The sequence below is a fragment of the Streptomyces sp. 2323.1 genome, assembly GCF_900221035.1.
Taxonomy (GTDB): Bacteria; Actinomycetota; Actinomycetes; order Streptomycetales; family Streptomycetaceae; genus Streptomyces; species Streptomyces sioyaensis.
In genome coordinates this window covers 6,550,571-6,571,762 of the sequence record NZ_LT907981.1, presented here as the reverse complement: position 1 = coordinate 6,571,762, position 21,192 = coordinate 6,550,571, and the positions used below count along the sequence as shown (strand labels likewise).

Annotated in this window: 20 protein-coding genes; 6 read left to right on the top strand and 14 right to left on the bottom strand. The window is 70.0% G+C overall.

Annotated features, from left to right (window positions below):
• Window positions 1-5: 5 nt before the first annotated feature.
• Window positions 6-2,606 carry an ABC transporter permease/substrate binding protein gene (locus tag CPH93_RS28305; protein ID WP_096214450.1) on the bottom strand — a complete coding sequence of 867 codons (2,601 nt, stop codon included), beginning with the start codon at window positions 2,604-2,606 and terminating at the stop codon, window positions 6-8.
• Window positions 2,599-3,822 carry a quaternary amine ABC transporter ATP-binding protein gene (locus tag CPH93_RS28300; protein WP_096214449.1) on the bottom strand — a complete coding sequence of 408 codons (1,224 nt, stop codon included), beginning with the start codon at window positions 3,820-3,822 and terminating at the stop codon, window positions 2,599-2,601. The genes CPH93_RS28305 and CPH93_RS28300 overlap by 8 nt, the downstream gene beginning before the upstream one ends.
• A 227-nt stretch (window positions 3,823-4,049) precedes the next feature.
• Between CPH93_RS28300 and CPH93_RS28295 the strand changes: the two genes are divergently transcribed.
• From CPH93_RS28295 to CPH93_RS28280, 4 genes are all read left to right on the top strand, one after another.
• The gene (locus tag CPH93_RS28295) at window positions 4,050-4,964 is read left to right on the top strand and encodes a 5'-3' exonuclease (protein WP_096214448.1); all 915 of its coding nucleotides are present in this window, start codon (window positions 4,050-4,052) and stop codon (window positions 4,962-4,964) included.
• 48 nt (window positions 4,965-5,012) lie between these two features.
• Window positions 5,013-5,870: a siderophore-interacting protein gene (locus CPH93_RS28290; RefSeq protein WP_096214447.1), complete on the top strand. Its 858-nt coding sequence runs from the start codon at window positions 5,013-5,015 to the stop codon at window positions 5,868-5,870.
• 270 nt (window positions 5,871-6,140) lie between these two features.
• Entirely contained in the window at window positions 6,141-6,779 is a 639-nt protein-coding gene (locus CPH93_RS37345) for an ArsR/SmtB family transcription factor (protein ID WP_093482330.1), read from the top strand.
• A gap of 2 nt (window positions 6,780-6,781) precedes the next feature.
• Window positions 6,782-7,516, top strand: a complete 735-nt coding sequence (locus CPH93_RS28280) for an SRPBCC family protein (protein ID WP_093648818.1) — start codon at window positions 6,782-6,784, stop codon at window positions 7,514-7,516.
• A 22-nt stretch (window positions 7,517-7,538) separates the two neighbouring features.
• Here the strand turns inward: CPH93_RS28280 and CPH93_RS28275 are convergent, their stop codons facing one another.
• Window positions 7,539-7,895 (bottom strand): L-rhamnose mutarotase, encoded by a 357-nt coding sequence (locus CPH93_RS28275; protein WP_093482332.1) that lies wholly within the window; start codon window positions 7,893-7,895, stop codon window positions 7,539-7,541.
• Between the two features lie 160 nt (window positions 7,896-8,055).
• On the bottom strand, window positions 8,056-10,872 hold the full coding sequence (locus tag CPH93_RS28270; RefSeq protein WP_093482333.1) for a DEAD/DEAH box helicase: 2,817 nt from the start codon (window positions 10,870-10,872) through the stop codon (window positions 8,056-8,058).
• 179 nt (window positions 10,873-11,051) lie between these two features.
• Between CPH93_RS28270 and CPH93_RS28265 the strand changes: the two genes are divergently transcribed.
• Complete coding sequence (locus CPH93_RS28265; RefSeq protein WP_093482334.1) at window positions 11,052-11,339, top strand: hypothetical protein; 288 nt, start codon at window positions 11,052-11,054, stop codon at window positions 11,337-11,339.
• Between the two features lie 174 nt (window positions 11,340-11,513).
• Here CPH93_RS28265 and tatC read toward each other — a convergent pair whose 3' ends face one another.
• From tatC to CPH93_RS28215, 10 genes are all read right to left on the bottom strand, one after another.
• On the bottom strand, window positions 11,514-12,479 hold the full coding sequence (gene tatC, locus CPH93_RS28260) for a twin-arginine translocase subunit TatC (RefSeq protein WP_093482335.1): 966 nt from the start codon (window positions 12,477-12,479) through the stop codon (window positions 11,514-11,516).
• A gap of 62 nt (window positions 12,480-12,541) precedes the next feature.
• On the bottom strand, window positions 12,542-12,829 hold the full coding sequence (tatA, locus tag CPH93_RS28255) for a Sec-independent protein translocase subunit TatA (protein WP_093488502.1): 288 nt from the start codon (window positions 12,827-12,829) through the stop codon (window positions 12,542-12,544).
• A 216-nt stretch (window positions 12,830-13,045) separates the two neighbouring features.
• Window positions 13,046-13,249 carry a hypothetical protein gene (locus tag CPH93_RS28250; protein WP_093482336.1) on the bottom strand — a complete coding sequence of 68 codons (204 nt, stop codon included), beginning with the start codon at window positions 13,247-13,249 and terminating at the stop codon, window positions 13,046-13,048.
• Between the two features lie 16 nt (window positions 13,250-13,265).
• Window positions 13,266-13,529: a hypothetical protein gene (locus CPH93_RS28245; protein ID WP_093482337.1), complete on the bottom strand. Its 264-nt coding sequence runs from the start codon at window positions 13,527-13,529 to the stop codon at window positions 13,266-13,268.
• Between the two features lie 37 nt (window positions 13,530-13,566).
• Entirely contained in the window at window positions 13,567-14,517 is a 951-nt protein-coding gene (locus CPH93_RS28240; protein ID WP_006607609.1) for a helix-turn-helix transcriptional regulator, read from the bottom strand.
• Window positions 14,518-14,533: 16 nt separating this feature from the next.
• A complete protein-coding gene (locus CPH93_RS28235) occupies window positions 14,534-15,502 on the bottom strand; it encodes a helix-turn-helix transcriptional regulator (protein WP_093482338.1) in 969 nt (322 codons plus the stop codon).
• A 206-nt stretch (window positions 15,503-15,708) separates the two neighbouring features.
• Window positions 15,709-16,083, bottom strand: coding sequence for an FKBP-type peptidyl-prolyl cis-trans isomerase (locus CPH93_RS28230; RefSeq protein WP_093482339.1), 375 nt, complete (start codon window positions 16,081-16,083; stop codon window positions 15,709-15,711).
• Window positions 16,084-16,151: 68 nt separating this feature from the next.
• The gene (locus CPH93_RS28225) at window positions 16,152-17,138 is read right to left on the bottom strand and encodes an FKBP-type peptidyl-prolyl cis-trans isomerase (protein WP_096214446.1); all 987 of its coding nucleotides are present in this window, start codon (window positions 17,136-17,138) and stop codon (window positions 16,152-16,154) included.
• Between the two features lie 135 nt (window positions 17,139-17,273).
• A complete protein-coding gene (gene pafA, locus CPH93_RS28220; RefSeq protein ID WP_006607613.1) occupies window positions 17,274-18,635 on the bottom strand; it encodes a Pup--protein ligase in 1,362 nt (453 codons plus the stop codon).
• Between the two features lie 9 nt (window positions 18,636-18,644).
• Complete coding sequence (locus CPH93_RS28215) at window positions 18,645-19,904, bottom strand: MFS transporter (RefSeq protein WP_096214445.1); 1,260 nt, start codon at window positions 19,902-19,904, stop codon at window positions 18,645-18,647.
• A 121-nt stretch (window positions 19,905-20,025) separates the two neighbouring features.
• On the opposite strand from CPH93_RS28215, the gene CPH93_RS28210 reads away from it, so the two are divergent.
• Window positions 20,026-21,147: a LacI family DNA-binding transcriptional regulator gene (locus CPH93_RS28210; RefSeq protein WP_096214444.1), complete on the top strand. Its 1,122-nt coding sequence runs from the start codon at window positions 20,026-20,028 to the stop codon at window positions 21,145-21,147.
• Window positions 21,148-21,192: the final 45 nt, after the last annotated feature.

Below are 21,192 nucleotides of genomic sequence, written 5' to 3'. Positions count from 1 at the left end.
CTCGCCTACTTCACCGGCGCCATCTTGTCGACGATGCCCGGATGGTCACCGATCCACTTCTCGACGCCCTTGTTCTCGTTGCCCTTGCCGGCGTCCTGGATGTCCTTCTCCACGCTGCCGAGCTCCTCGGCGTTCATCTTCCAGTTCTTCAGCCAGCCGGCGAACTCCGGGAACTTCTTCGGGAAGCTCTTGTTGCCGAGCGTCTTGATCTGGTTGTTGGCGCCCCAGGTGCCCTTGGGATCCGCGAGCTTGGTGAGCTTGTACTTGCTGTAGGCCCAGTGCGGCGACCACAGCACCACGGCAATGGGCTCCTTCTTGTGGTACGCCCGGTCCAGCTCCGTCAGCATGGCGCTGGTGCCGGCCGAGGTGACGTCGAAGTCCTTCAGGCCGTACGCCGGGGCGACGGTGTCCTTGAGGCGCTTCATCTCGCCGGTGCCGGGCTCGATCCCGATGATCTTGCCGCCGAACTCGTCCTTGTGCTTGCGCAGATCGTCGAGGGTCTTGACGCCCTTGACGTAGGACGGGACCGCGATCTCCAGCGAGGTCTTGTCGTACCAGGGCCCGACGTCGACGAGATCCTTCTTGTACTTGTCCCAGTACTGTTTCTGCGCCACCGGAAGCCAGCCGTCGGTCTCCACATCGATCTGGCCCGTGGACAGCCCGGTCCACATCGGCCCGATGTCGAGGTTGCGGATGTTCGGCTTGTAGCCGCGCTTCTCCAGGACGTTCTTCCACAGGTACGTGGTGGCGATGCCCTCGTCCCACGCGGGGTAGCCGATGTTCGGGGCCTTGCCCGCGTCCTTGCCCTTGGCGTAGGAGGCGTCCGCGGACGGCGCGAGCTTGTCGACCAGGCCCGGGTGCTTCTTGAGCCAGGTGCGCACACCGTCCTGCTCATGGCCGTCACCGGCGCTCTTGATGTCGTTCTCGAGGCTGGTGAGCTGCTTCTCGTCCAGATGGAAGTTCTTCATCCACTTGGCGACCTGGGGCTCGTCCTTGGCGAAGCCCTTGCGGCCCAGCAGATGCAGGCTGTCTCCGGCGCCGAAGGAGCCCTTGGGGTCCTTGAGCTTGGTGAGCTTGTACTTGTCGTACGCCCAGTGCGGCGACCACAGCGTGACCGCGATCGGCTTCTTGGCGTGGATCGAGCGGTCCAGCTCGCTGAGCATCGACGCGGTGCTGGACTCCTGGACCTTGTACTCGCCGCCCAGGCCGTAGTCCTTGAGGACCTTGTCCTTGAGGATCTTCATCTCGCCGGCGCCCGGCTCGATGCCGGTGATCTTGCCGCCGAACCGGCCGCCCTTGCCCTTGAGGTCGTCGAGGGACTTGATGTCCTTCATGTACGACGGGACCGCGATCTCCAGCGAGGTCTTGTCGTACCAGGCCCCCAGGTCCTCCAGCTTGTCCTTGTACTTCTTCCAGTACGAGGCGTGGGTGGTCGGCAGCCAGGCGTTGGTCTGGACGTCGATGTCACCGCGGGCCTGCCCGGCGAAGAGCGGACCGGCCTCCAGCGCCTGGGCCTTGGGCTTGTAGCCGCGCTGCTCCAGGATCTCCTTCCACAGGAAGGTGGTGGCCTTGCCCTCGTCCCAGTTGACGTAACCGAGGCTGATCGGCCGGCCGTTGCCGCCGCCGGACTTGCCGTTGGACTGGCCGAAGTAGCTCATCCCGCCGGCGAGCAGCGCGAGCACCACCACACCGGCCATCGCCACGGAGGTGGCGGGCCGCCACTGCAGGAACTTCATCCCGCCCAGCGCCGCCTGCGCCTTGGCCAGCGCGCGCCGGCCGAGCGGGGAGACCCGCTGGTTGAGCGCGCCGGTCATCCGGTCCAGGTACATGGCGAGGATGACGACCGCGAGGCCGGCCTCGGCGCCCAGCGCCACATCGACCGAGCTGATCGCGTTGTAGACCGACGAGCCGAGACCGCCGCCGCCGACCATGCCGGCGATGACGACCATGGACAGCGCCAGCATGATGACCTGGTTGATACCGGCCATGATCGTGGGCAGCGCCAGCGGCAGCTGCACCCGGAAGAGCGTGCGCCGCGGGTGGGTGCCGAACGCCTCGGCCGCCTCGACCAGTTCCTCGTCGACCTGCCGGATGCCGAGCTCGGTCATCCGGACCGCGGGCGGCATGGAGAAGACGATGGTGGCGACGATGCCGGGCACGACGCCGAGGCCGAAGAAGAGGATGCCGGGGATGAGGTAGACCATCGCCGGCATCGTCTGCATCAGGTCCAGGACCGGGCGCAGCGCCCCGCCGACGACCCGGCTGCGGGCCGCCCAGATACCGAGCGGCACGGCGACCACGACGGTGATCAGACAGGCCACCAGCACCAGGGAGAGCGACTCGATGGTCGGGCCCCACTGCTCGACCGACTCGATCAGCGCGAAGCCGAGGAAGGTCAGCAGGGCGGCCGGCAGACCGCGCAGCCACCAGGCGAGCACCGCGAGGATGCCGGCCAGCAGCAGCGGTTCGGGCCCGGACAGGACCGTGTGAATGACGTCGTAGAGGCCGTTCAGCACCTTCGTGATGAGGGTGAAGAGCCAGTCGAGGTGGTCGCGCAGCCAGTTGACGGCGTGCTCGGCCCAGCTGCCTATCTGGATCCTAGGCATCGGCGCTCACCTCGTCCTCGGGCGCGTCGTCCCCGGGCGCGGCCGGGGAGTCCTCCGCCGCCGTGCCCGTGGCGGGCTGCTTGTCGAGCCGCGCCGCCGTGGCGGGCGCGCCCGTGTCCTGGGAGGGGATGCCGGAGGCCGGCTCCCGGTCCGCGCTGTCGCCGAGGACGGCGAGCAGCCGCTCGGCCGGTACGGCGCCGGCCAGTTCACCGTTCGCGTCGGTCACGGCGACCGGTACGGTGCTGGTCGAGCAGGGGGCGAACAGCTCGGCGAGCGGGGTGTCGATACCGACCGTCGCGGGCGCGGCAGCCCGGAACTCCGCGGCGGTGCCGAGCGTCCGGCCGTCGGGGGCCTTGGCACCCAGTACGGTGCCGACCTCGGCCATCACCGCGCCGGCGGTGAGCACCCGGCTGCGGTCGACGTCCTGGATGAAGGACGCCACATAGTCGTTGGCGGGCCGCAGGAGGATGTCCTCGGCGCTGCCGATCTGCACGATCCGGCCGTCCCGCATGACCGCGATCCGGTCGCCGAGGCGCATCGCCTCGTTGAGGTCGTGGGTGATGAAGACGATGGTCTTCTTCAGGGTCTTCTGCAGTTCCAGCAGCTGGTCCTGCATGTCCCGCCGGATCAGCGGGTCGAGGGCGCTGAAGGACTCGTCCATCAACAGGAGATCGGCGTCGGTGGCCAGCGCCCGGGCCAGGCCCACGCGCTGCTGCATACCGCCGGAGAGCTCGTCGGGCCAGGACTTCTCCCAGCCCTTGAGCCCGGTGAGTTCCAGCGCCTCGGTGGCGCGCCGGGTGCGCTCGGCACGCGGTACGCCCTGCACGTCGAGGCCGTAGGCGGCGTTCTCCAGCACACTGCGGTGCGGGAAGAGCGCGAAGTGCTGGAAGACCATGGAGATCTTCTCGGAGCGGACCTTGCGCAGCTCCTTGTCGCTGAGCGACGTGAGGTCCTGGCCGTCGAACCGTACGGTTCCCGCGGTGGGCTCCAGCAGCCCGTTGAGGGTGCGCAGCAGCGTGGACTTGCCGGATCCGGACAGGCCCATGACGACGAAGATCTGGCCCTCGTCCACCTCGATCGAGGCGTCGATCACCGCCGCGGTGATGCCTTCGTCCCGCAGTTCCTCGCGGCCGGCACCGGCCTGGAGCCTGCGGACCGCTTCCTCGGGTCTTCTGCCGAACACTTTGTACAGGTGCTCGGCTTGCAGCCTGGCCACATATGCCTCTCTTGTCGCATGCGAAACGACCTGTCACCCCCATGGACAGGTCGTGGAGCGACACGGGGTCGGCCCGCCTTTACCGGTGGAATCCTTGAATCCGCTACCGGTCAGCTCCGGGTGCGCGCCTGCCCGCCTTTATCTGGCCCAAACACGGCGGTGTTTTAGATCACATCTGTGTGACGTATGGGGCATACGGCATCATGCGGGATGTGACTCGACGCCTGATGCTCCTCGACACCGCCTCGCTCTACTTCCGCGCCTACTTCGGGGTACCGGAATCGGTCAGGGCCCCGGACGGCACTCCCGTGAACGCGGTCCGCGGACTGCTGGACTTCATCGCCCGGCTCGTCCAGGACCACCACCCCGATGACCTGGTCGCCTGCATGGACTTCGACTGGCGCCCCCAGTGGCGGGTCGATCTGATCCCCTCGTACAAGGCGCACCGGGTCGCCGAGGAGGCCCCCGCCGGGTCCGCGGAGCCCGACGAGGAGGAGATCCCCGACACCCTCTCGCCGCAGGTCCCGGTCATCGAGGACGTCCTGGACGCCCTGGGCATCGCCCGTATCGGAGCGGCCGGCTACGAGGCCGACGACGTCATCGGCACCCTGACCGCCCGGGCGAAGGGCCCGGTGGACATCGTCACCGGCGACCGCGACCTCTTCCAGCTCGTCGACGACCGGCGCGGCATCCGCATCCTGTATCCGCTCAAGGGCGTCGGCACCCTCCAGCTCACCGACGAGGCGCTGCTGCGCGCGAAGTACGGCGTGGACGGCCCCGGTTACGCCGACCTGGCGCTGCTGCGCGGCGACCCCAGCGACGGCCTGCCCGGCGTACCGGGCATCGGCGAGAAGACCGCCGCCAAGCTGCTGGACGCCTACGGAGACCTGGCGGGCATCCTGGCCGCCGCCGCCGACCCGGCCTCGAAGGTCACCCCCGCCCAGCGCACCCGGCTGCTGGAGGCAGGCCCGTACCTGGCGGTCGCCCCGAAGGTCGTGAAGGTGGCCACCGATGCGCCCGTCCCCGCCGTCGACCACGCCCTCCCGGCCGAACCGGCCGACCCCGAGCGGCTGGAGGCGCTGGCCGCACAGTGGGGTCTGGGCGGGGCGCTGCAACGGCTGCTCGTCACACTTCGCCGGTAACCTGTTAGGTTAGGTAAACCTAACCATCACGCGTCAGGGGAGACCGCCGTGGCTGCAGAGCGTCCGTCCCGCAAGAAGCCCACCGTGCACCGCGCCCGGGTACAGCGCACGGAGCGGCTCACCCCGCACATGGTCCGCGTGGTGCTGCGGAGTGAGGAGCCGGCGGAGTTCACCGCGGGCGAGTTCTCCGACCACTACATCAAGCTGCTCTTCCCGGTGCCCGGCGTGCAGTACCCCGAGCCGTTCGACATCGCGCAGATCCGCGCCGACTTCCCGCGCAACCGGTGGCCCAGGACCCGTACGTACACCGTCCGCGCCTGGGATGCCGACAGCCGTGAACTGACCGTGGATTTCGTGGTGCACGGCGACGAGGGTCTGGCCGGGCCGTGGGCGGCCGCGGCCCAGCCGGGCGACGAGATCCTGTTCCTCGGCCCCGGCGGCGCCTACGTCCCGGACGGCGCCGCCGACTGGCATCTCCTGGCGGGCGACGAGAGCGCCCTGCCGGCCATCGCGGCCTCGCTCGCCCGGATGCCCTCGGGGGTGCCGGTGCACGCCTTCATCGAGGTGGCGGGCCCGCAGGAGCGCCAGGAGCTGGCCGCCCCGGCCGGCGCCGAGATCCACTGGCTGTACCGCGGCGACACCCCCGTCGGCCGCGAACTGGCCGCGGCCGTCAGCGCGTTGGAGTTCCCGGCCGGCGAGGTCCAGGCGTTCGTGCACGGCGAGGCCGGCTTCGTGAAGGAGCTGCGCCGGCTGCTCCGCGTCGAGCGGAACGTCCCCCGCGAGGCACTGTCCATCTCCGGCTACTGGCGCGCCGGCCATGACGAGGACGGCTGGCAGGCCTCCAAGCGGGACTGGAACCAGCAGGTCGAGGCCGAGCAGGAGTCCCCGGCGGCGACGGCCCCCTGACCGACGGGGGCGGCAGCCCCGCTACGACGTGGCCCCCGCGGGCGCAGGTGTGGGCCAAGTGTTTGTCCATGGGCCCGGAGCAACTCGACGTTGACTCCGGGCCTTTGGCGTGCGGTACCTGAGTCGTGGCGCTTTCCCGGCCCGTGGCGCGGCCGTCCCGCCGTCGATCGCCGCGCGTATCACCGTCCCTCGCCACCACAAGGCCTCCTCCTCTCCACCGACAATATCCCCTTCCTTGACAATAAAGTTTTTCGGTTGCATTCTGTTGGGGTGATCGATGTAGCAGTGATCGACGATCCGGCCGCCGCCGGGGTCTCGCTGGATCCGGTGCGGGCGCGGCTGCTGGCCGTGCTCGCCGTGCCGGGTTCGGCGACGACGCTGGCCGCGCAGGTCGGCCTGTCCCGGCAGAAGGTCAACTACCACCTGCGGGCCCTGGAGCGGCACGGCCTGGTCGAGCTGGTCGAGGAGCGCCGCAAGGGCAATGTGACGGAGCGGATCGTGCAGGCGACGGCCGCGTCCTATGTGATCTCCCCCGCCGCGCTGGCCGCGGTCGCGCCCGACCCCGGCCGGGCACCGGACCAGCTCTCCGCCCGCTGGCTGCTGGCCCTCGCGGCCCGGCTGGTGCGCGAGGTGGGCGAGCTCATCACGCGCTCGACGAAGGCGCGGCAACGGCTGGCGACCTTCGCCGTCGACGGTGAGATCCGGTTCGCCTCGGCCGCCGACCGGGCCGCCTTCGCCGAGGAGCTCGGCGCGACCGTGAACCACCTCGTCGCCAAGTACCACGACGAAGGGGCGGCGGGCGGGCGCAAGCACCGCCTGATCGTCGCCCTGCACCCCAGCATCACCCGTGACGCCGACGAGCCCGCGCCGGCCCCGGCGCACGGGTCCACCGCACCGACCGAGGAGTAGCCATGCCCAGAGAGTTCGAGATCCGCCGGGAGGTCGTGCTGCCGGCCGCCCCCGAAGACGTCTTCGCGGCCGTCACCACCGGTACGGGGGCGTGGATGTTCCCCAAGGAGAAGGTCACCGCCGTCGGGGGCAGCGACGCGGAGGACGACGCGGTCACCGTCTGGGAGCCGCCGCACCGCTTCGAGGTCCGGATGGACGGCGAGGACGGCTGGTTCAACGCGCTGGAGTACGTCATCGAGGCCCGCGACGGCGGCACCGCCGTCCTGCGGTACGTCCACAGCGGCGTGCTGAGCGACGACGACTGGGACGGCCAGTACGACGGCGCCTCCCTGCACACCGACTTCTATCTGCACACCCTCGGGCAGTACCTGACGTACTTCACCGGCCGCCCGGCCGCCTTCGCCGACATCCAGGGCCCGGCGGCCTCGCTCACCCCCGACGGGTTCGAGCGGCTGCTGCACGCCCTCGGGGTCACCGCCACGACGGCGGTGGGCGACCGGCTGCGCCTCGAACTGCCGGGCACGGCCCCGCTGGACGCGGTCGTCGACTACCGCACCGAGCACTTCCTGGGCCTGCGCACCGACGGCGGGCTGTACCGCTTCTTCGGGCGCAATGCCTTCAAGGCGCCGGTCGGCCTCACGCTCCATCTGTTCGCCGGCGACACCGACGCCGAGAAGGCCGGACGGGCCTGGCAGAGCTGGCTGGACGGGGTCTACACGGCGGGCGCCGCGGGCTGACCGTCCGTACCCCTCGGGCGGCTCAGTCGTGGTGGAAGACCTCCTGCATCGGTGTCCACCACTCCCCCGGCACGGCTCCCCGGGTCTGTTCCTGGCACGGGTCGGTGAGCCGCCACCATCGCCGGGTCACCGGATCGGCGGCCATCGCGGCCATATCGGCGGCGTAGTCGTCCCCGACGTACTCGGCGTACGAGAACAGCAGATCGCCCTCCAGGAAGATCGAGTAATTGCGGAGGTGGCAGGCGGTGATCGTGGCCAGTACCTCCGGCCAGACCTCCGCATGCAGCCGCAGGTACTCCGCACGGTGTTCGGGGCGCAGCTTGATGAGCTTCCCGAGGCGCCGCACCGGGGCGGCACCCTCGTCGCTAGTCATGGTCATGGCGGCATCCTCCTCCCACCGCCCCGGCCGTCACACCCGGCCGACCGCCCGCAGTGCCGTTAACTCGCCGCGGTGCCAAAAGAATTGAAAAACGGTGCCGCGCCCCCTCCAGGACGGGGCGCGGCACCGCTGCATGCCCGGAACGGGCGGGTCGTCCCCCTCAGCCCACCGACGAATACGCCACCACGCCGCGCAGCACGCCATCCATGGCGCGGCGGGCCGTGCGCGCCACCGTGCCCTCGGGCGGGGCCGCCGCCGCGATCTGGCCGAGTACGTCGATCAGCTGCTTGCACCAGCGGACGAAGTCACCGGCGGGCATCTCCGCGTCACGGAGCACCTCGTCGAGCCCGAAGCCGGAGGCCCAGCGGTACGCGGCCCAGGCGAAGCCGAGGTCCGGTTCGCGCTGGCCGACGCCCTCTGCCTGGTTGATCCGGTGGTCCTCCTCCAGGGCGTCCAGCCGGCCCCAGATACGGACCATCTCGCCCAGGGCCTCGCGGGCCTGGCCGGCCGGCAGCTTGGGCGCCACCGCATCGTCCGCCTGGCGCGCCTCGTACACCAGCGCCGAGGCACAGGCCGCCAGCTCCGCCGGGCCCAGACCCTCCCAGACGCCCTCGCGCAGACACTCGCTCGCCAGCAGATCCAGTTCGCCGTAGAGCCGGGCGAGCCGGCGGCCCTCGTCGGTGACGCTGTCGCCTTCGAGGTAGTCCAGCTCGGTCAGCAGGGCGCAGATCCGGTCGAAGGTGCGGGCGATGGTGTTCGTCCGGCCCTCGATGCGGCGCTCCAACTGGCGGGTGTCGCGCAGCAGTCGATGGTAGCGCTCCGCCCAGCGGGCGTGGTCCTCGCGCTCGTCGCAGCCATGGCAGGGGTGCGCGCGCAGGGCCGTACGCAGCCGGGTGATCTCCCGGTCGTCGGCCGCCGCCGACCGGGGCTTGCGATGCCGCGACGGGACGAGATGGCCGGCCTTCGTACGCAGCGCGGACGCCAGATCGCGGCGCGACTGCGGGCTGCGGGCATTGAAGGACTTGGGGATGCGCATCCGGTCCAGCGCCTCGACCGGCACCGGGAAGTCGATCGAGGCCAGCCGCTTGACCTGCCGCTCGGCGGTCAGCACCAGCGGCCGCGGGCCGTCCTGCGCATCGAAGCCGCGGTGGCCGTTCGTCCGCCCCGAGGGCATCCCGGGGTCGAGGACCAGCGCCAGACCCGCGAACTTGCCGGTGGGCACATGGATGACATCACCGGGCTTCAGCTTCTCCAGCGCCGCCGCGGCCGCCACCCGCCGCTGGGCCGCGCCCTGCCGGGCCAGCTCCGTCTCACGGTCCTTCAGCTCCCGCCGCAGCCGGGAATATTCCTCGAAGTCGCCGAGGTGGCAGGTCATCGAGCCGCGGTAGCCCGCCAGCCCCTCTTCGTTCTTCTGCACCTGCCGCGAGATCCCGACCACCGACTTGTCGGCCTGGAACTGCGCGAAGGACATCTCCAGCAGCTCCCGCGAACGGTGGTGGCCGAACTGGGAGACGAGGTTGACCGCCATGTTGTACGACGGCTTGAAGGAGGAGCGCAGCGGATAGGTACGCGTCCCGGCGAGCCCGGCGACCGCCCCCGGATCCATCCCCCGCTGCCACAGCACGACCGCATGGCCCTCGATGTCGATGCCGCGGCGCCCGGCCCGGCCGGTCAGCTGGGTGTACTCGCCGGGGGTGATGTCGGCGTGCTGCTCGCCGTTCCACTTCACCAGCTTTTCCAACACCACCGACCGCGCGGGCATGTTGATGCCCAGCGCCAGCGTTTCGGTGGCGAAGACGGCCTTCACCAGGCCCCTGACGAACAGCTCCTCGACGACCTCCTTGAACGTCGGCAGCATGCCCGCGTGATGCGCCGCGATGCCCCGCTCCAGGCCCTCCAACCACTCGAAGTAGCCCAGCACATGGAGGTCGTCGTCCGCGATCCCGGCCGTCCGCGCCTCGACTATGCGGCGGACCTGCTCACGGCCCTCCTGGTCGTTGAGCCGCAGGCCCGAATACAGGCACTGCTGGACGGCGGCCTCGCAGCCGGCCCGGCTGAAGATGAAGGTGATCGCGGGCAGCAGGCCCTCGTTGTCGAGGCGGTCGATGACCTCGGGCCGGCTCGGCGTCCAGATCCGGGACCGCTGCCGCCGCTCGCGCTCGCGGTCCGCCTCGCGCATGGTGCGGCCCCGGCGCTTGTCCCGGCCGAACGTCGGCCGGGAGTTCTCCATCCGGGCCAGCCGCTCCAGATCGGGGTTGACCTCGCGGCGCCCGCCGCTTTGTCCGTCCCGCTCCTCGAACAGGTCATATATCCGGCGGCCGGCGAGGACGTGCTGCCACAGCGGCACCGGGCGGTGCTCGGAGACGATCACCTCGGTGTCGCCGCGGACCGTGTCCAGCCAGTCGCCGAACTCCTCGGCGTTGGAGACCGTCGCCGACAGTGACACCAGCGTCACCGACTCGGGAAGATGGATGATCACTTCTTCCCAGACGGCGCCCCGGAAGCGGTCGGAGAGGTAGTGCACCTCGTCCATGACCACATAGCCGAGGCCCACCAGCGACTGCGAGCCGGCATAGAGCATGTTCCGCAGCACCTCGGTGGTCATCACGACCACCGGGGCTTCGGAGTTGACGCTGTTGTCGCCGGTCAGCAGACCGACCTTGCCGGCGCCGTAACGCTTGACCAGATCCTGGTACTTCTGGTTGGACAGCGCCTTGATGGGCGTGGTGTAGAAGCATTTGCGGCCCTGCTCCAGGGCCAGGTGGACGGCGAATTCGCCGACGATCGTCTTGCCGGATCCAGTGGGGGCCGCGACCAGCACGCCCTTGCCGGCCTCCAGCGCCTGGCACGCCTCGACCTGGAACGGATCCAGGCCGAAGTCGTACATCTCTCGGAAAGGGGCGAGTGCGGTGGCCTGCTCGGCCGCCCGGAGCTTGGCGGCGGCATAGCGCTCAGCAGGGGACATGTCCTCGGTCATCGTGTCTACGAGCCTACCGGCCACCTCTGACAACGAGCCGATGGCCACAACATGTCTTAGGATCATCTTGATCATTCCGTGCACTCGCGGGATCTTTCCATGACGCCTTATGACCAGAGGCGTCCCCCGCGGGCGGAGCGGAGGAGGCTACTCATGCCTCCCGATGACGAAGGGGACCGATGAACAAGTTCAAGGCAGCAACGGTGACAGCGGCGCTGGCCGTGACTGCGGTCGGGATGCCGTTGGCGACGGCTGGTCCGGCAGCGGCCGCGGGCGTGAACAAGTGCGTCAAGGCGACGTGGCACCCGAGCCAGAACTCCGTGGACATCGTCAACGACTGCAATAAGACGATCAAGGTGCAGATCGCCGAGCGCTGGTGGCCGGACAGCGACTGTTACACGATCAGGCCGAAGGGCGAGCTCCACTACCGGGGCACCGGCCAGCTTCAGGGCATCAAGTACTGCTGAACCGGAGTTGGCCGCGGCAGGGCCGTCTCCGCACTTCCTGAGAGCGGGCAGAGCACGATGAAGGGGGAGGCTCCACAGGAGCCTCCCCCTTCCATGATCCATCGGCCTCACATACGTGCCGCACCCGCGATACGTGCCGGGCCGGGGTGAGAGGACATCGGCCCGTCGTCTTCCTCAGGTGACGTCGTCGAAGCCGCCGCGCCTTGCATCGCCGTCTCCACGTGCTTGCTCCGGCAATGCCGCAGGAGTTGCTACCGGTTCGATCTCACCGATCTCCGCAGGCGTCAGATCAAGGTCGGACGCCTCGTCGTCGGCCGGCCCTGCCTCAAGCCGGCGCCGCCGTCGGGCGTCGTTGGCCAGCGCGATCCCGACCGCCCCGAAGTACAGCACGACGATCGGAACGGCCAGGGCAAGCATGGTCAGCGGATCCGTACTCGGTGTCGCGATCGCAGAGAAGACCGTGATGCCCATCACCATCGCCCGCCACCAGCCAAGCATGCGCTTAGCACTGATGATGCCGGCGAAGTTCAGCATCACCAGGAGCAACGGCAGTTCGAAGGACAGACCGAACACGACGACCATCCGCGCGATGAGGTCGAGCAGTTTGTCCAGCGTGAGGAGGTTGCCGATACCGATCGGGGTGAAGTCGATGAGGACCTGCGCCGTGGTGGGCAGCACCCGGTACGCGAAGTAGCCGCCGGCCACGAACAGCGGAAATCCCACGCCAACGAAGCTGAGCGCGTACTTCTTCTCATTACGGTGCAGACCGGGGGCGAGGAAGGCCCAGAGTTGGTAGAGCCATACCGGCGCCGAGAGGATGAGACCGGCGACCAGGGATACCTTCAGCGCCAGAGTAAAGGGGCCGAGGAGGTCCATCATCACGATGCTGGCGCAACGCGACCCCTTCTCCTGCTTGGCAAGGTCAGTGAAGAGTGAATTGCAGCCCACCGACTGCAACACCGGCTTCGTGAAGAAGTTGATGATCTCTTCGTAGAAGAAGGCGGCAACAATCGTCGCGAGGACGATGGCCAGCAAACCCTTGGCGAGCCGGTTGCGGAGCTCACGCAGGTGCTCCACGAGAGGCATTCGCCCCTCGGGGTCTTTCACCTTCTGTTGTTTTTTGGGGGCAGACTTGAGCAACCCACGTCCTCATCTCATGCGACGGGCAGCGGCCGCGCCACTACCGGCAGTCAAGCCCTGGATCAGCGCTGCACAGTGTGATCGTTCTCGGTAACCGGCCGAGCCGTGTTCGCGTCACCAGGCGCCGCCTTGATCGTCCGGGGCGCACTCTGCGAGTCGGGGTTCGGCGGGTCGGAGGGGGCTTCTTGCTGCTGTCCAGCCTCTGCCTTCATCGCCTTAGCCTCGCTCTTGAGGATGCGGGCGGACTTCCCGAGCGAGCGAGCCATGTCGGGCAGCTTCTTGGCGCCGAACAGCAGGAAGACGACGACGAGAATGAGAATGATCTCGGGAGCGCCGATCTTTCCGAACAACATAAGCGTCTACCTTCTCACCGAGGCGGCTGGGGATGGGACTACCTGACTTGGCCGGACATCCGTCCGCCCGCCGTGCTAGCAGCGATCGTAACGCTCACGGGTAAACGCTGGGCAACCCCTGTGCGCACTCCCGGCAGCGGGCCGCGCCTCACCCTTCGGCCCTGCCGACAGCCTACCGTCCACACGTACGAGAGCTCCGGCCCGTCACGCGTGCTACTCCGTTTCTCGCCAATGCGCCGACGCCGCGAGGGGCGCCGCGGCCCGCTCCAGATCCTGGGCGGCCCGCTGGATCCGCTCCGAGGCCGCACCGACCTGACGGGCCAGCCGCCGCACCTCCGCGAAGACGCGGACGGCCAGGACGCCGAGCACGGCGATCCCGGCGAAGCCGAGGGCGATTGCGATCATGGGCCAGAGCATGGGACGAGCCTATCGGTCAGCCCGTGTGCAGCCGCAGCGTGCGGACCCCGCCGCCGGTGAGCAGCTCGATGATCCGCTCGCCGGCCGGTTTGCGCACCGCGCGCCGGCAGTCGGGGCAGGTGAAGGAGTAGAAGGTGGTACGGCTGCTGGCGCCGATCGCCAGCCGGAAGGCGTCCGAGGCGAGCTCGAAGCAGCCCCGGCAGTCCGGGCAGGCAGCCTTGAAGAGCACCGGAGCGGCCCGGCCCGCCAGGCCGACGGCCGCCTTCGTGGTCCTCACCATCCCTGCCTCCTCCTTCTCCCCGCGGTGGCCGCGGGGCTCACTCGCCGTATGCCGCGAGTGCCTGGTCGGCGGCCTGCCGTGCGCTGTCCGCGAGGGCCTGCGGCGCGACGATCCGGCCGTCCCCGCCCAGCCGCAGCGCCAGCCGCCGCAGCGAGGCCGGGTCGGGGGTGCGCAGGGTGATCCGCAGACCGCCGTCGGGCAGCTCCTCGGCGCTGTCGTGCGGGTAGTACTCGGCGACCCAGCGGCCGCCGGGCCCGACCTCGATGCACACCTCGGGGTCCTCGGCCGCGGGCTGCACCAGGCCCTCCGACAGATCGCGCAGCTCGACCGGCGGCGGATCGGCCGGCGCGTCCAGCAGCGTGATCTCGGCGACCCGGTCGAGCCGGAAGGTGCGCCGGGCCTCCGAGAGCCGGCACCACGCCTCCATATACGTATGGCCGACGGCGAACAGCCGGATCGGGTCGACCTCGCGCTCGGTCAGCTCGTCGCGCGCCGGGGAGTAGTAGCGCAGCCACAGCCGGCGCCGCTCGGCGATGGCGCGGTCGACGTCGGCGAAGACCCCGCCCTCGGACTCGAAGGTCACCGAGAGCCGGGAGCTGGCGCCGGCCGCCTCACCGGCCGCCGCCTCCAGCTTGGCGGTGGCGCGCAGCAGCGCCTGCCGGTCGCCCTCGCGCAGTCCGGGCAGAGTGGCCACCGCCCGGGCCGCGACCAGCAGCGCGGTCGCCTCGTCGGCGGCCAGCCGCAGCGGCTCGGCGACATCGTCGGGGTTGTGCCACCAGATGCGGTCGCCGTCGGTGTCGATGTCCAGGAGGTCCCCGCCGCGGAAGCTCGTCCCGCACATCGGCAGGACGTCGAGGTCGGCGATCAGCTCGTCCTCGGTGATGCCGAAGGCGCGGGCGACGTCCCCGACGCGGGCGCCGGGGCGCTCGCGCAGGTAGGTCACCAGGGACAGCATCCGGCGGGTCTGGTCGATCGCGTTCGTCGCCATGGGTCTCGTATCCCTCTCAGCCCTTGGCCACGGCACGCAGCCGGTCGATGACCTCGGCGCGCAGTTCCGCGGGTTCCAGTACGACCACGTCCGGCCCGAACTCCACGAGCCAGGCGTCGAGTCCATGGCCGCTGGGGATCTCCAGCTCGTCCCAGCCGTCGCCCAGCGCGCGGACGGTGAGCGCACGGGCGCGCAGCGGATAGCCGTGCTCCGCACGGAGCTTGATGCGGGCGGTGCCGGTGGCGGTCTCCCCGGCCCAGCTCTCGACGGTCTCGCGGACGGTGACGTGATCGGGCACCGGCGCGGTGAACTTCCCTTGCCGGGAACGGACCTTGCCGGTGATCCGGGAGAGCCGGAAGACCCGCTCGGCCTTACGGTCGCGGTCCCAGCCGGCGACGTACCAGTGGCCCCGCCAGCACTCCAGGATCCAGGGTTCGACCTGCCGCTGCTCGGGGTGGGCGGCCGTGGACTTGCGGTAGTCGAAGACGACCGGCCGGCGGTCCCGGCAGGCCAGCATCAACGGCTCGAAGGCGGCCTCGTGGGCGGGGATCCGCGGCTCCAGCGCGCTGTGCGGCTGCGCGGCGTCGTAGTCCGCGCCCTCCCCGGCCAGCGGCATACCGGCCGCGCGCAGTTTCTGCAGCGCCCCGGAGGCGGCGCCGGCCAGCCGGGCCTGCTGCCAGATCTTCGCGGCCAGCCCGAGGGCGGCGGCCTCCTCGGCGTCGAGGGTGATCGGGGGCAGGCGGTTGCTGTCCCGCCGGGCGAGATAGCCGACGTCGCCCTCGATGCCCTCGACGGTCTCGATCACCAGACCGAGCTCCCGCAGATCGTCCTTGTCCCGCTCGAACATGCGGTTGAACGAATCGTCGTTGCCGGCCTCGATATAGGCCTCGATGGACGACCTGAGCTCACGCTTGGTCAGCGGGCGTCGCGTCCCCAGCAGGCACAGCGCCAGGTTCATCAACCGCTCGGCCTTGGCAATGGCCATCGACGCCCTTTCTCGTTGTCTTCCCGATCGTTGACCGTACCGCTCGCGATGCTCAGGGCAAAAGCCGGACGAGTAAGCCCTCACTCCCTTCGTCCGCCCGCAGGGCCGGAAGGGAGTGAGGGCTTACTCGTCCGAGGGCCCGTGCCATCGCGGCACGGGCCCTCGGATACGTCAGCCGTGGCCCCGCGGGGCGACCGGCAGCGGTCTCAGACGGAGACCAGGTCGCAGACGAAGATCAGCGTCTCGCCCGGAGCGATCAGGCCGCCACCTGCGCCACGGTCGCCGTAGGCGAGGTGCGCGGGGATGGTCAGCCGGCGGCGACCGCCGACCTTCATGCCCTGCACGCCCTTGTCCCAGCCGGCGATGACCTGGCCGGCGCCCAGCTGGAACTGCAGCGGCTTGCCGCGGTTCCAGCTCGCGTCGAACTCCTCGCCGGTGCTGAAGGACACACCGACGTAGTGCACGGAGACGGTGTCCCCGGCCTTGGCGACCGGCCCGTCGCCCTCCTTCAGGTCCACGATCTCAAGCTCGGTGGGAGCCGGGCCTTCAGGAAAGTCGATCTCGGGCTTGTCGATGCTCACGGATGTGCTCCTACTTACGAATCTTTACGATTACCGGGCCAGTCTTGCAGATCTTGCCGGTGCCGCCGTCAGACCGTGCCGACGATGTCGACCGAGAAGACCAGGGTGTTCTTGTCCAGCCCGCTCTGCGGCTGCCCGGCGTAGGCCAGCTTCGGCGGGATCACGATCTCCACCCGGTCACCGACGTGCTTGCCGACCAGCGCCTTGTCCCAGCCCTGGACGACCTGGCCGGCGCCGATCTGGAACGCGGTCGCGCCACCGTGGTCCCAGGAGGAGTCGAACTTCTTGCCGTCCTCCCACTTCACACCGGTGTACTGCGCGATCAGCCCGTCGCCGGCCTTCACCTCGGGGCCCTTGCCCTTGATCAGGACCTGCTGCTTGAGGTCCTTGGGCGGCTGCTCCCCCTTGGGCACGGTGATCTTCGCGGCCTTCTCGTCCGCGGCCGTCACCTCGGGCATCCCGCTCTCCGGAGCCGCCTGCTTGCCCTCGGCCTTCGCCTTCTTGTCGAGCTTCTTCGCCCCGACGACATCGATGACCCACACCAGGCCGTCCCCCGGCTTGATGCCGAGCTGCGGGTTCAGACGGGGGCCGACCAGCTCCTTGGCGGTGCCCTCGACCTCGAAGCGGCTGCCGACCTTCTGCCCGGCCACCGCGGCCAGCACCTTCGACGGCAACTGCTGCTGGGCCTGATCGGTGACCTCGCTGACGATCTGGGTGCGCGGGCCACCGGGCTTGGCCCCGGGCTGCCGCATCCAGCTGCTGCCGAGGTTCTGGCCCTTCATCGACTGCGCCGAGTAGTCCAGCCGGACCAGATCGCCCTTCTTGACGGTGGCGCCCTTGCCCTCGACGAGGGTCTTGGTGACGGCCTTGTCGGTCGGTTTGGCGCCCTTGGGCACCGTGATCTTGGGCTGCGCCCCTACCTTGCCGTCGACCTTGGCGACCGCGTCGCCCGCCGAGCCCTTGCCGTCGTCGGACCCGCAGGCGGCGGTGAACAGCAGGACGGGCACGGTCAGCACTGCTGCGGCGGCGCGACAGGTGTTCTTCGTGAGGTTCATCAGTCCAACTCGGGCTCGTGGGGAATGGGCAATGCCCGCCACTCTACGACCTGTGCCGCCGGACGCTGCCCGGCACAACAAGGCAATGTGCCGGGAGCCGTACGGCCCCCGGCACACCTCCGCATTCCCCGCGGGTCACATTCCGGCGATCAGCTTTTCCACCCGGTCGTCGACGGACCGGAACGGGTCCTTGCACAGGACCGTGCGCTGCGCCTGGTCATTGAGCTTGAGATGCACCCAGTCGACCGTGAAATCACGGCGCTGCTCCTGAGCACGGCGGATGAAGTCGCCGCGCAGCCGCGCACGGGTGGTCTGCGGGGGCACCGACTTGCCCTCGAAGATCTTCAGGTCATTGCAGATCCGCGCGGCCTGACCCTTCCGCTCCAGGAGGTAGTAGAGCCCCCGGCGGCGGTGGATGTCGTGGTACGCGAGGTCTATCTGCGCCACCCGTGGGTGGGACATGGTGATGTTGTTCTTTGTCCGATACCGCTCGATGAGCTGATGTTTCATCACCCAGTCGATCTCGGTCGAGATGCGGTCGAGCTCCTGGTCCCGGATCGCCTCCAGCGTCCGGCCCCACAGCTCCAGCACCTGCTCGACGAGGCCCGTACGGATGCCGCGTCGGTCGCAGAAGTCCACGGCCTTGTCGTAGTACTCCTGCTGGACCTCCAGCGCCGAGGCCTCCCGTCCGCTGGCCAGCCGCACCTTGCGCTGTCCCGTGATGTCGTGGCTGACCTCGCGGATGGCCCGGATCGGGTTCTCCAGGGTCAGATCGCGCATGACCGTGCCCGCCTCGATCATGCGCAGCACGAGGTCGGTGGCACCGACCTTCAGCATCATGGTCGTCTCGGACATGTTGGAGTCACCGACGATGACGTGCAGCCGCCGGTAGCGCTCGGCGTCCGCATGCGGTTCGTCGCGCGTATTGATGATCGGCCGGGACCGCGTGGTCGCCGAGGAGACGCCCTCCCAGATGTGCTCCGCGCGCTGGCTGACGCAGTAGACGGCGCCCCTGGGGGTCTGCAGCACCTTGCCCGCGCCGCACAGCAGCTGACGGGTGACCAGGAACGGAATGAGGATGTCCGCGAGCCGGGAGAACTCACCGTGACGGGCGACGAGATAATTCTCGTGGCATCCGTAGGAGTTACCCGCCGAATCGGTGTTGTTCTTGAACAGATAGACGTCGCCCGCGATTCCCTCCTCATGCAGGCGGCGCTCGGCGTCGACGAGCAGGCCTTCGAGAATGCGCTCGCCGGCCTTGTCGTGCGTGACCAGCTCGGTCACGTTGTCGCACTCGGGAGTTGCATATTCCGGGTGCGAACCCACGTCCAAGTACAGGCGGGCGCCGTTCCGCAGGAAGACATTGCTGCTGCGGCCCCATGACACGACACGGCGGAAGAGGTAGCGCGCCACTTCGTCAGGCGACAGTCGGCGCTGTCCCCTGAACGTGCACGTGACGCCGTACTCGTTCTCCAGCCCGAAAATGCGGCGGTCCATGACTGAACATTACGCCTGACGGCCTGCTCTGAAACCGGGTTCGGCTGCCCCGTTTCGATCATTTTCCGTCGTGCCCGCATCAGCCGTACGCTGCACGGGATCCCCGAGGAATCGCTTCGTCGACAAAAGGACCAGCAGCGCGGCGAGCCCGCCGGCACCGGCCACCGCGAAGCCCGCCACCGCGCCGCCCCGCTCGACCGCCGGCCCCACCACCGAGCCGCCCATCGCCGATCCGACCCCGAAAGTCGTCACCAGCCACGAAAACGCCTCCGTCACGGTGCCCTTGGGGGCATGCCGGTCCACGACCACGAACGCACAGGCCAGCGACGGTGCCAGAAACACCCCGGCGACCCCGGTCAGCACCGTCATCCCGAAGACGCCCGGGACCAGCACCAGCGGGAGATACCCCAGCGCCAGCAGTCCGATCAGCAGCCGCAGCCGCCCCTCCGGCCTCCCCGGCCACTCGCGGGCGCCGTAGACCACCCCGCCGACCAGCGCACCGGCGCCCAGCGCGGAGAGCAGCCAGCTGGAGATCATCCCGCCGCCGTGCTCATCGGCGTACGCGACCGCCGCCACCGCGATCGACCCCAGCGCCAGCCCCACGAAGAAGAACGACCCGATCAGCACCAGCAGCCCCGCCGAGCGCAGCGCTCCCAGCCAGTGCGCCTCGCGCGGGGCGCTGCGCCACTGCCGGGACGGCTCCGAGACCACGACGGAGAGCGCCCCGAGCACCCCGATCAGGTTGATCACCAGCAACGCGGCCCGCTCCGACCACACCGCCACGCACAGCGTCACCAGCAAGGGGCCCACCGCGAACATGACTTCCTGCGCGACCGCATCCAGCGCGTAGGCGGCATGCACCCGGTCCGCGCGCCGCAGGACGCCGGGCCACAGCGCCCGCAGACCGCCCTCCAGGGGCGGGGTGAAGAAACCGGCGATCACCATGGCGGCATAGGCCAGCCACAGCACATCCAGGCCGACGACCGCGAGCAGCGCCGCACCGAGCGCCGAGACGACCGAGGCGGGCAGCATCACCCGCGGCTGGCCCCAGAGGTCCACGGCCCGGCCGAGAAGCGGCTGGCCGAGGGCGCTGCACAGGCCGTAGACCGCGGAGAGCACACCGGCCAGGGCGTAGCTGCCGCCCTCGGCCCGCACGAAGAGGATCACGGCCAGCGCCGCGGTGGCATTCGGCAGCCGGCCGGCCAGCGTCCCCGCCAGGAGCCGGGCCGCGTGCCGGGTTCTGAGCAACTCCGCATATCCCGCGGCCATCCCCGCCCCTTTCCGCCCGGCCCATACCGGACGTGATACGTATAACTTCCGGGGTTATACGTATCATGACGGCACGCCGCGGTCCACCCCGCAACGGCCGAGACGAGGAGTGACGCACCCGGTGACCAGCAACGAGGCAAAGACGCCCGCCGGCGCACGCACCGGCGCCACCGGAGCGGCCGGCGCCGCGCACCCCGGTCGGCCGGCCACCGCCCGCACCACCAGCCGGGACGTCGCCCGCCTCGCCGGCGTCTCGCAGGCCGCCGTCTCCCTCGTCCTGGGCGACAAATGGCACGGCCGCGTCTCCCCCGGTAAGGCGGAGGCGGTGCGCGACGCCGCCCGCGAACTGGGCTACCGCCCCAACCTCGCCGCCCGCAGCCTGCGGATGGGCCGCACCCGCACCGCGCTCCTCGTCGTCCCCGCCCTGACCACCGAATTCTTCGCCCGCGTCTACACCGGCGCGGCCCGGGTCGCCGCCGACCACGGCTTCGGTGTGGTCCTCTACCCCTCCCCCGAGGGCATCGGCCCCGCCCGCGACCCCTTCGACTCCGCCGCGGCCACCCTCGACGGCGTGATCGCCTCCTCCATGGCCGCCGACGCCCTCGCCCCCCTCCGGGACGCCGGTCTGCCCCTGGTCATGCTGGACAGCGACCCCGACGACCACCGGGCCACCGCCACCGTCAACCTCGATATCGCGGACGGCGTACGGCAGCTGACCACCCATCTGGTCGCCCTCGGGCACCGCCGCCTCACCCATCTCGCGGCGGACGTGCGCTCCTGGACCTTCGAGGTCCGGGCCCGTGCCGTCACCGACGCCCTGCACGGCGTCCCGGGGGCACACCTGCGGCGCCTGCCGACCGCCCTCCGGATCGACGCCGGACTGCAGGCCGCACACGCCGCCCTGACCGGCCCCGGCCCCCGCCCCACGGCGCTGCTCTGCGACGACGACATCATCGCCGCGGGCGCCTGCAAGGCCGTCCGCCGGCTGGGCCTGCGGATCCCCGAAGACGTCTCCGTCACCGGATTCGACGACCTGGCCCTGGCGGTCGCCGTCGAGCCGGAGCTGACGACCGTACGGCTGCCCGCCGAGGAGTTCGGCGAGGCCGGGATGCGGGCCCTGATGGCGGTGCTCGACGGCCACCCGGCCCCGGCGCCCGCCCTGCCGGTGGAGCTGGTCACCCGCGGCTCCACCGCCCCGCCCGCGGACGCCCCCGCCAACGCCGCGCGCCCCGGCGGGCGATGACCCACCGGGGCGCGCGCTCCGGGTATCCCTCCCGGAGACCATGCA

Bases quoted from the DNA above. Each gene is read 5' to 3' on its own strand.
- CPH93_RS28305 (WP_096214450.1), bottom strand. From the start codon at position 2,606: ATGCCTAGGATCCAGATAGGCAGCTGGGCCGAGCACGCCGTCAACTGG.
- CPH93_RS28295 (WP_096214448.1), top strand. From the start codon at position 4,050: ATGCTCCTCGACACCGCCTCGCTCTACTTCCGCGCCTACTTCGGGGTA.
- CPH93_RS28280 (WP_093648818.1), top strand. From the start codon at position 6,782: ATGCCCAGAGAGTTCGAGATCCGCCGGGAGGTCGTGCTGCCGGCCGCC.
- CPH93_RS28275 (WP_093482332.1), bottom strand. From the start codon at position 7,895: ATGACCATGACTAGCGACGAGGGTGCCGCCCCGGTGCGGCGCCTCGGG.
- CPH93_RS28270 (WP_093482333.1), bottom strand. From the start codon at position 10,872: ATGACCGAGGACATGTCCCCTGCTGAGCGCTATGCCGCCGCCAAGCTC.
- CPH93_RS28265 (WP_093482334.1), top strand. From the start codon at position 11,052: ATGAACAAGTTCAAGGCAGCAACGGTGACAGCGGCGCTGGCCGTGACT.
- CPH93_RS28250 (WP_093482336.1), bottom strand. From the start codon at position 13,249: ATGCTCTGGCCCATGATCGCAATCGCCCTCGGCTTCGCCGGGATCGCC.
- CPH93_RS28245 (WP_093482337.1), bottom strand. From the start codon at position 13,529: ATGGTGAGGACCACGAAGGCGGCCGTCGGCCTGGCGGGCCGGGCCGCT.
- CPH93_RS28240 (WP_006607609.1), bottom strand. From the start codon at position 14,517: ATGGCGACGAACGCGATCGACCAGACCCGCCGGATGCTGTCCCTGGTG.
- CPH93_RS28235 (WP_093482338.1), bottom strand. From the start codon at position 15,502: ATGGCCATTGCCAAGGCCGAGCGGTTGATGAACCTGGCGCTGTGCCTG.
- CPH93_RS28225 (WP_096214446.1), bottom strand. From the start codon at position 17,138: ATGAACCTCACGAAGAACACCTGTCGCGCCGCCGCAGCAGTGCTGACC.
- pafA (WP_006607613.1), bottom strand. From the start codon at position 18,635: ATGGACCGCCGCATTTTCGGGCTGGAGAACGAGTACGGCGTCACGTGC.
- CPH93_RS28215 (WP_096214445.1), bottom strand. From the start codon at position 19,904: ATGGCCGCGGGATATGCGGAGTTGCTCAGAACCCGGCACGCGGCCCGG.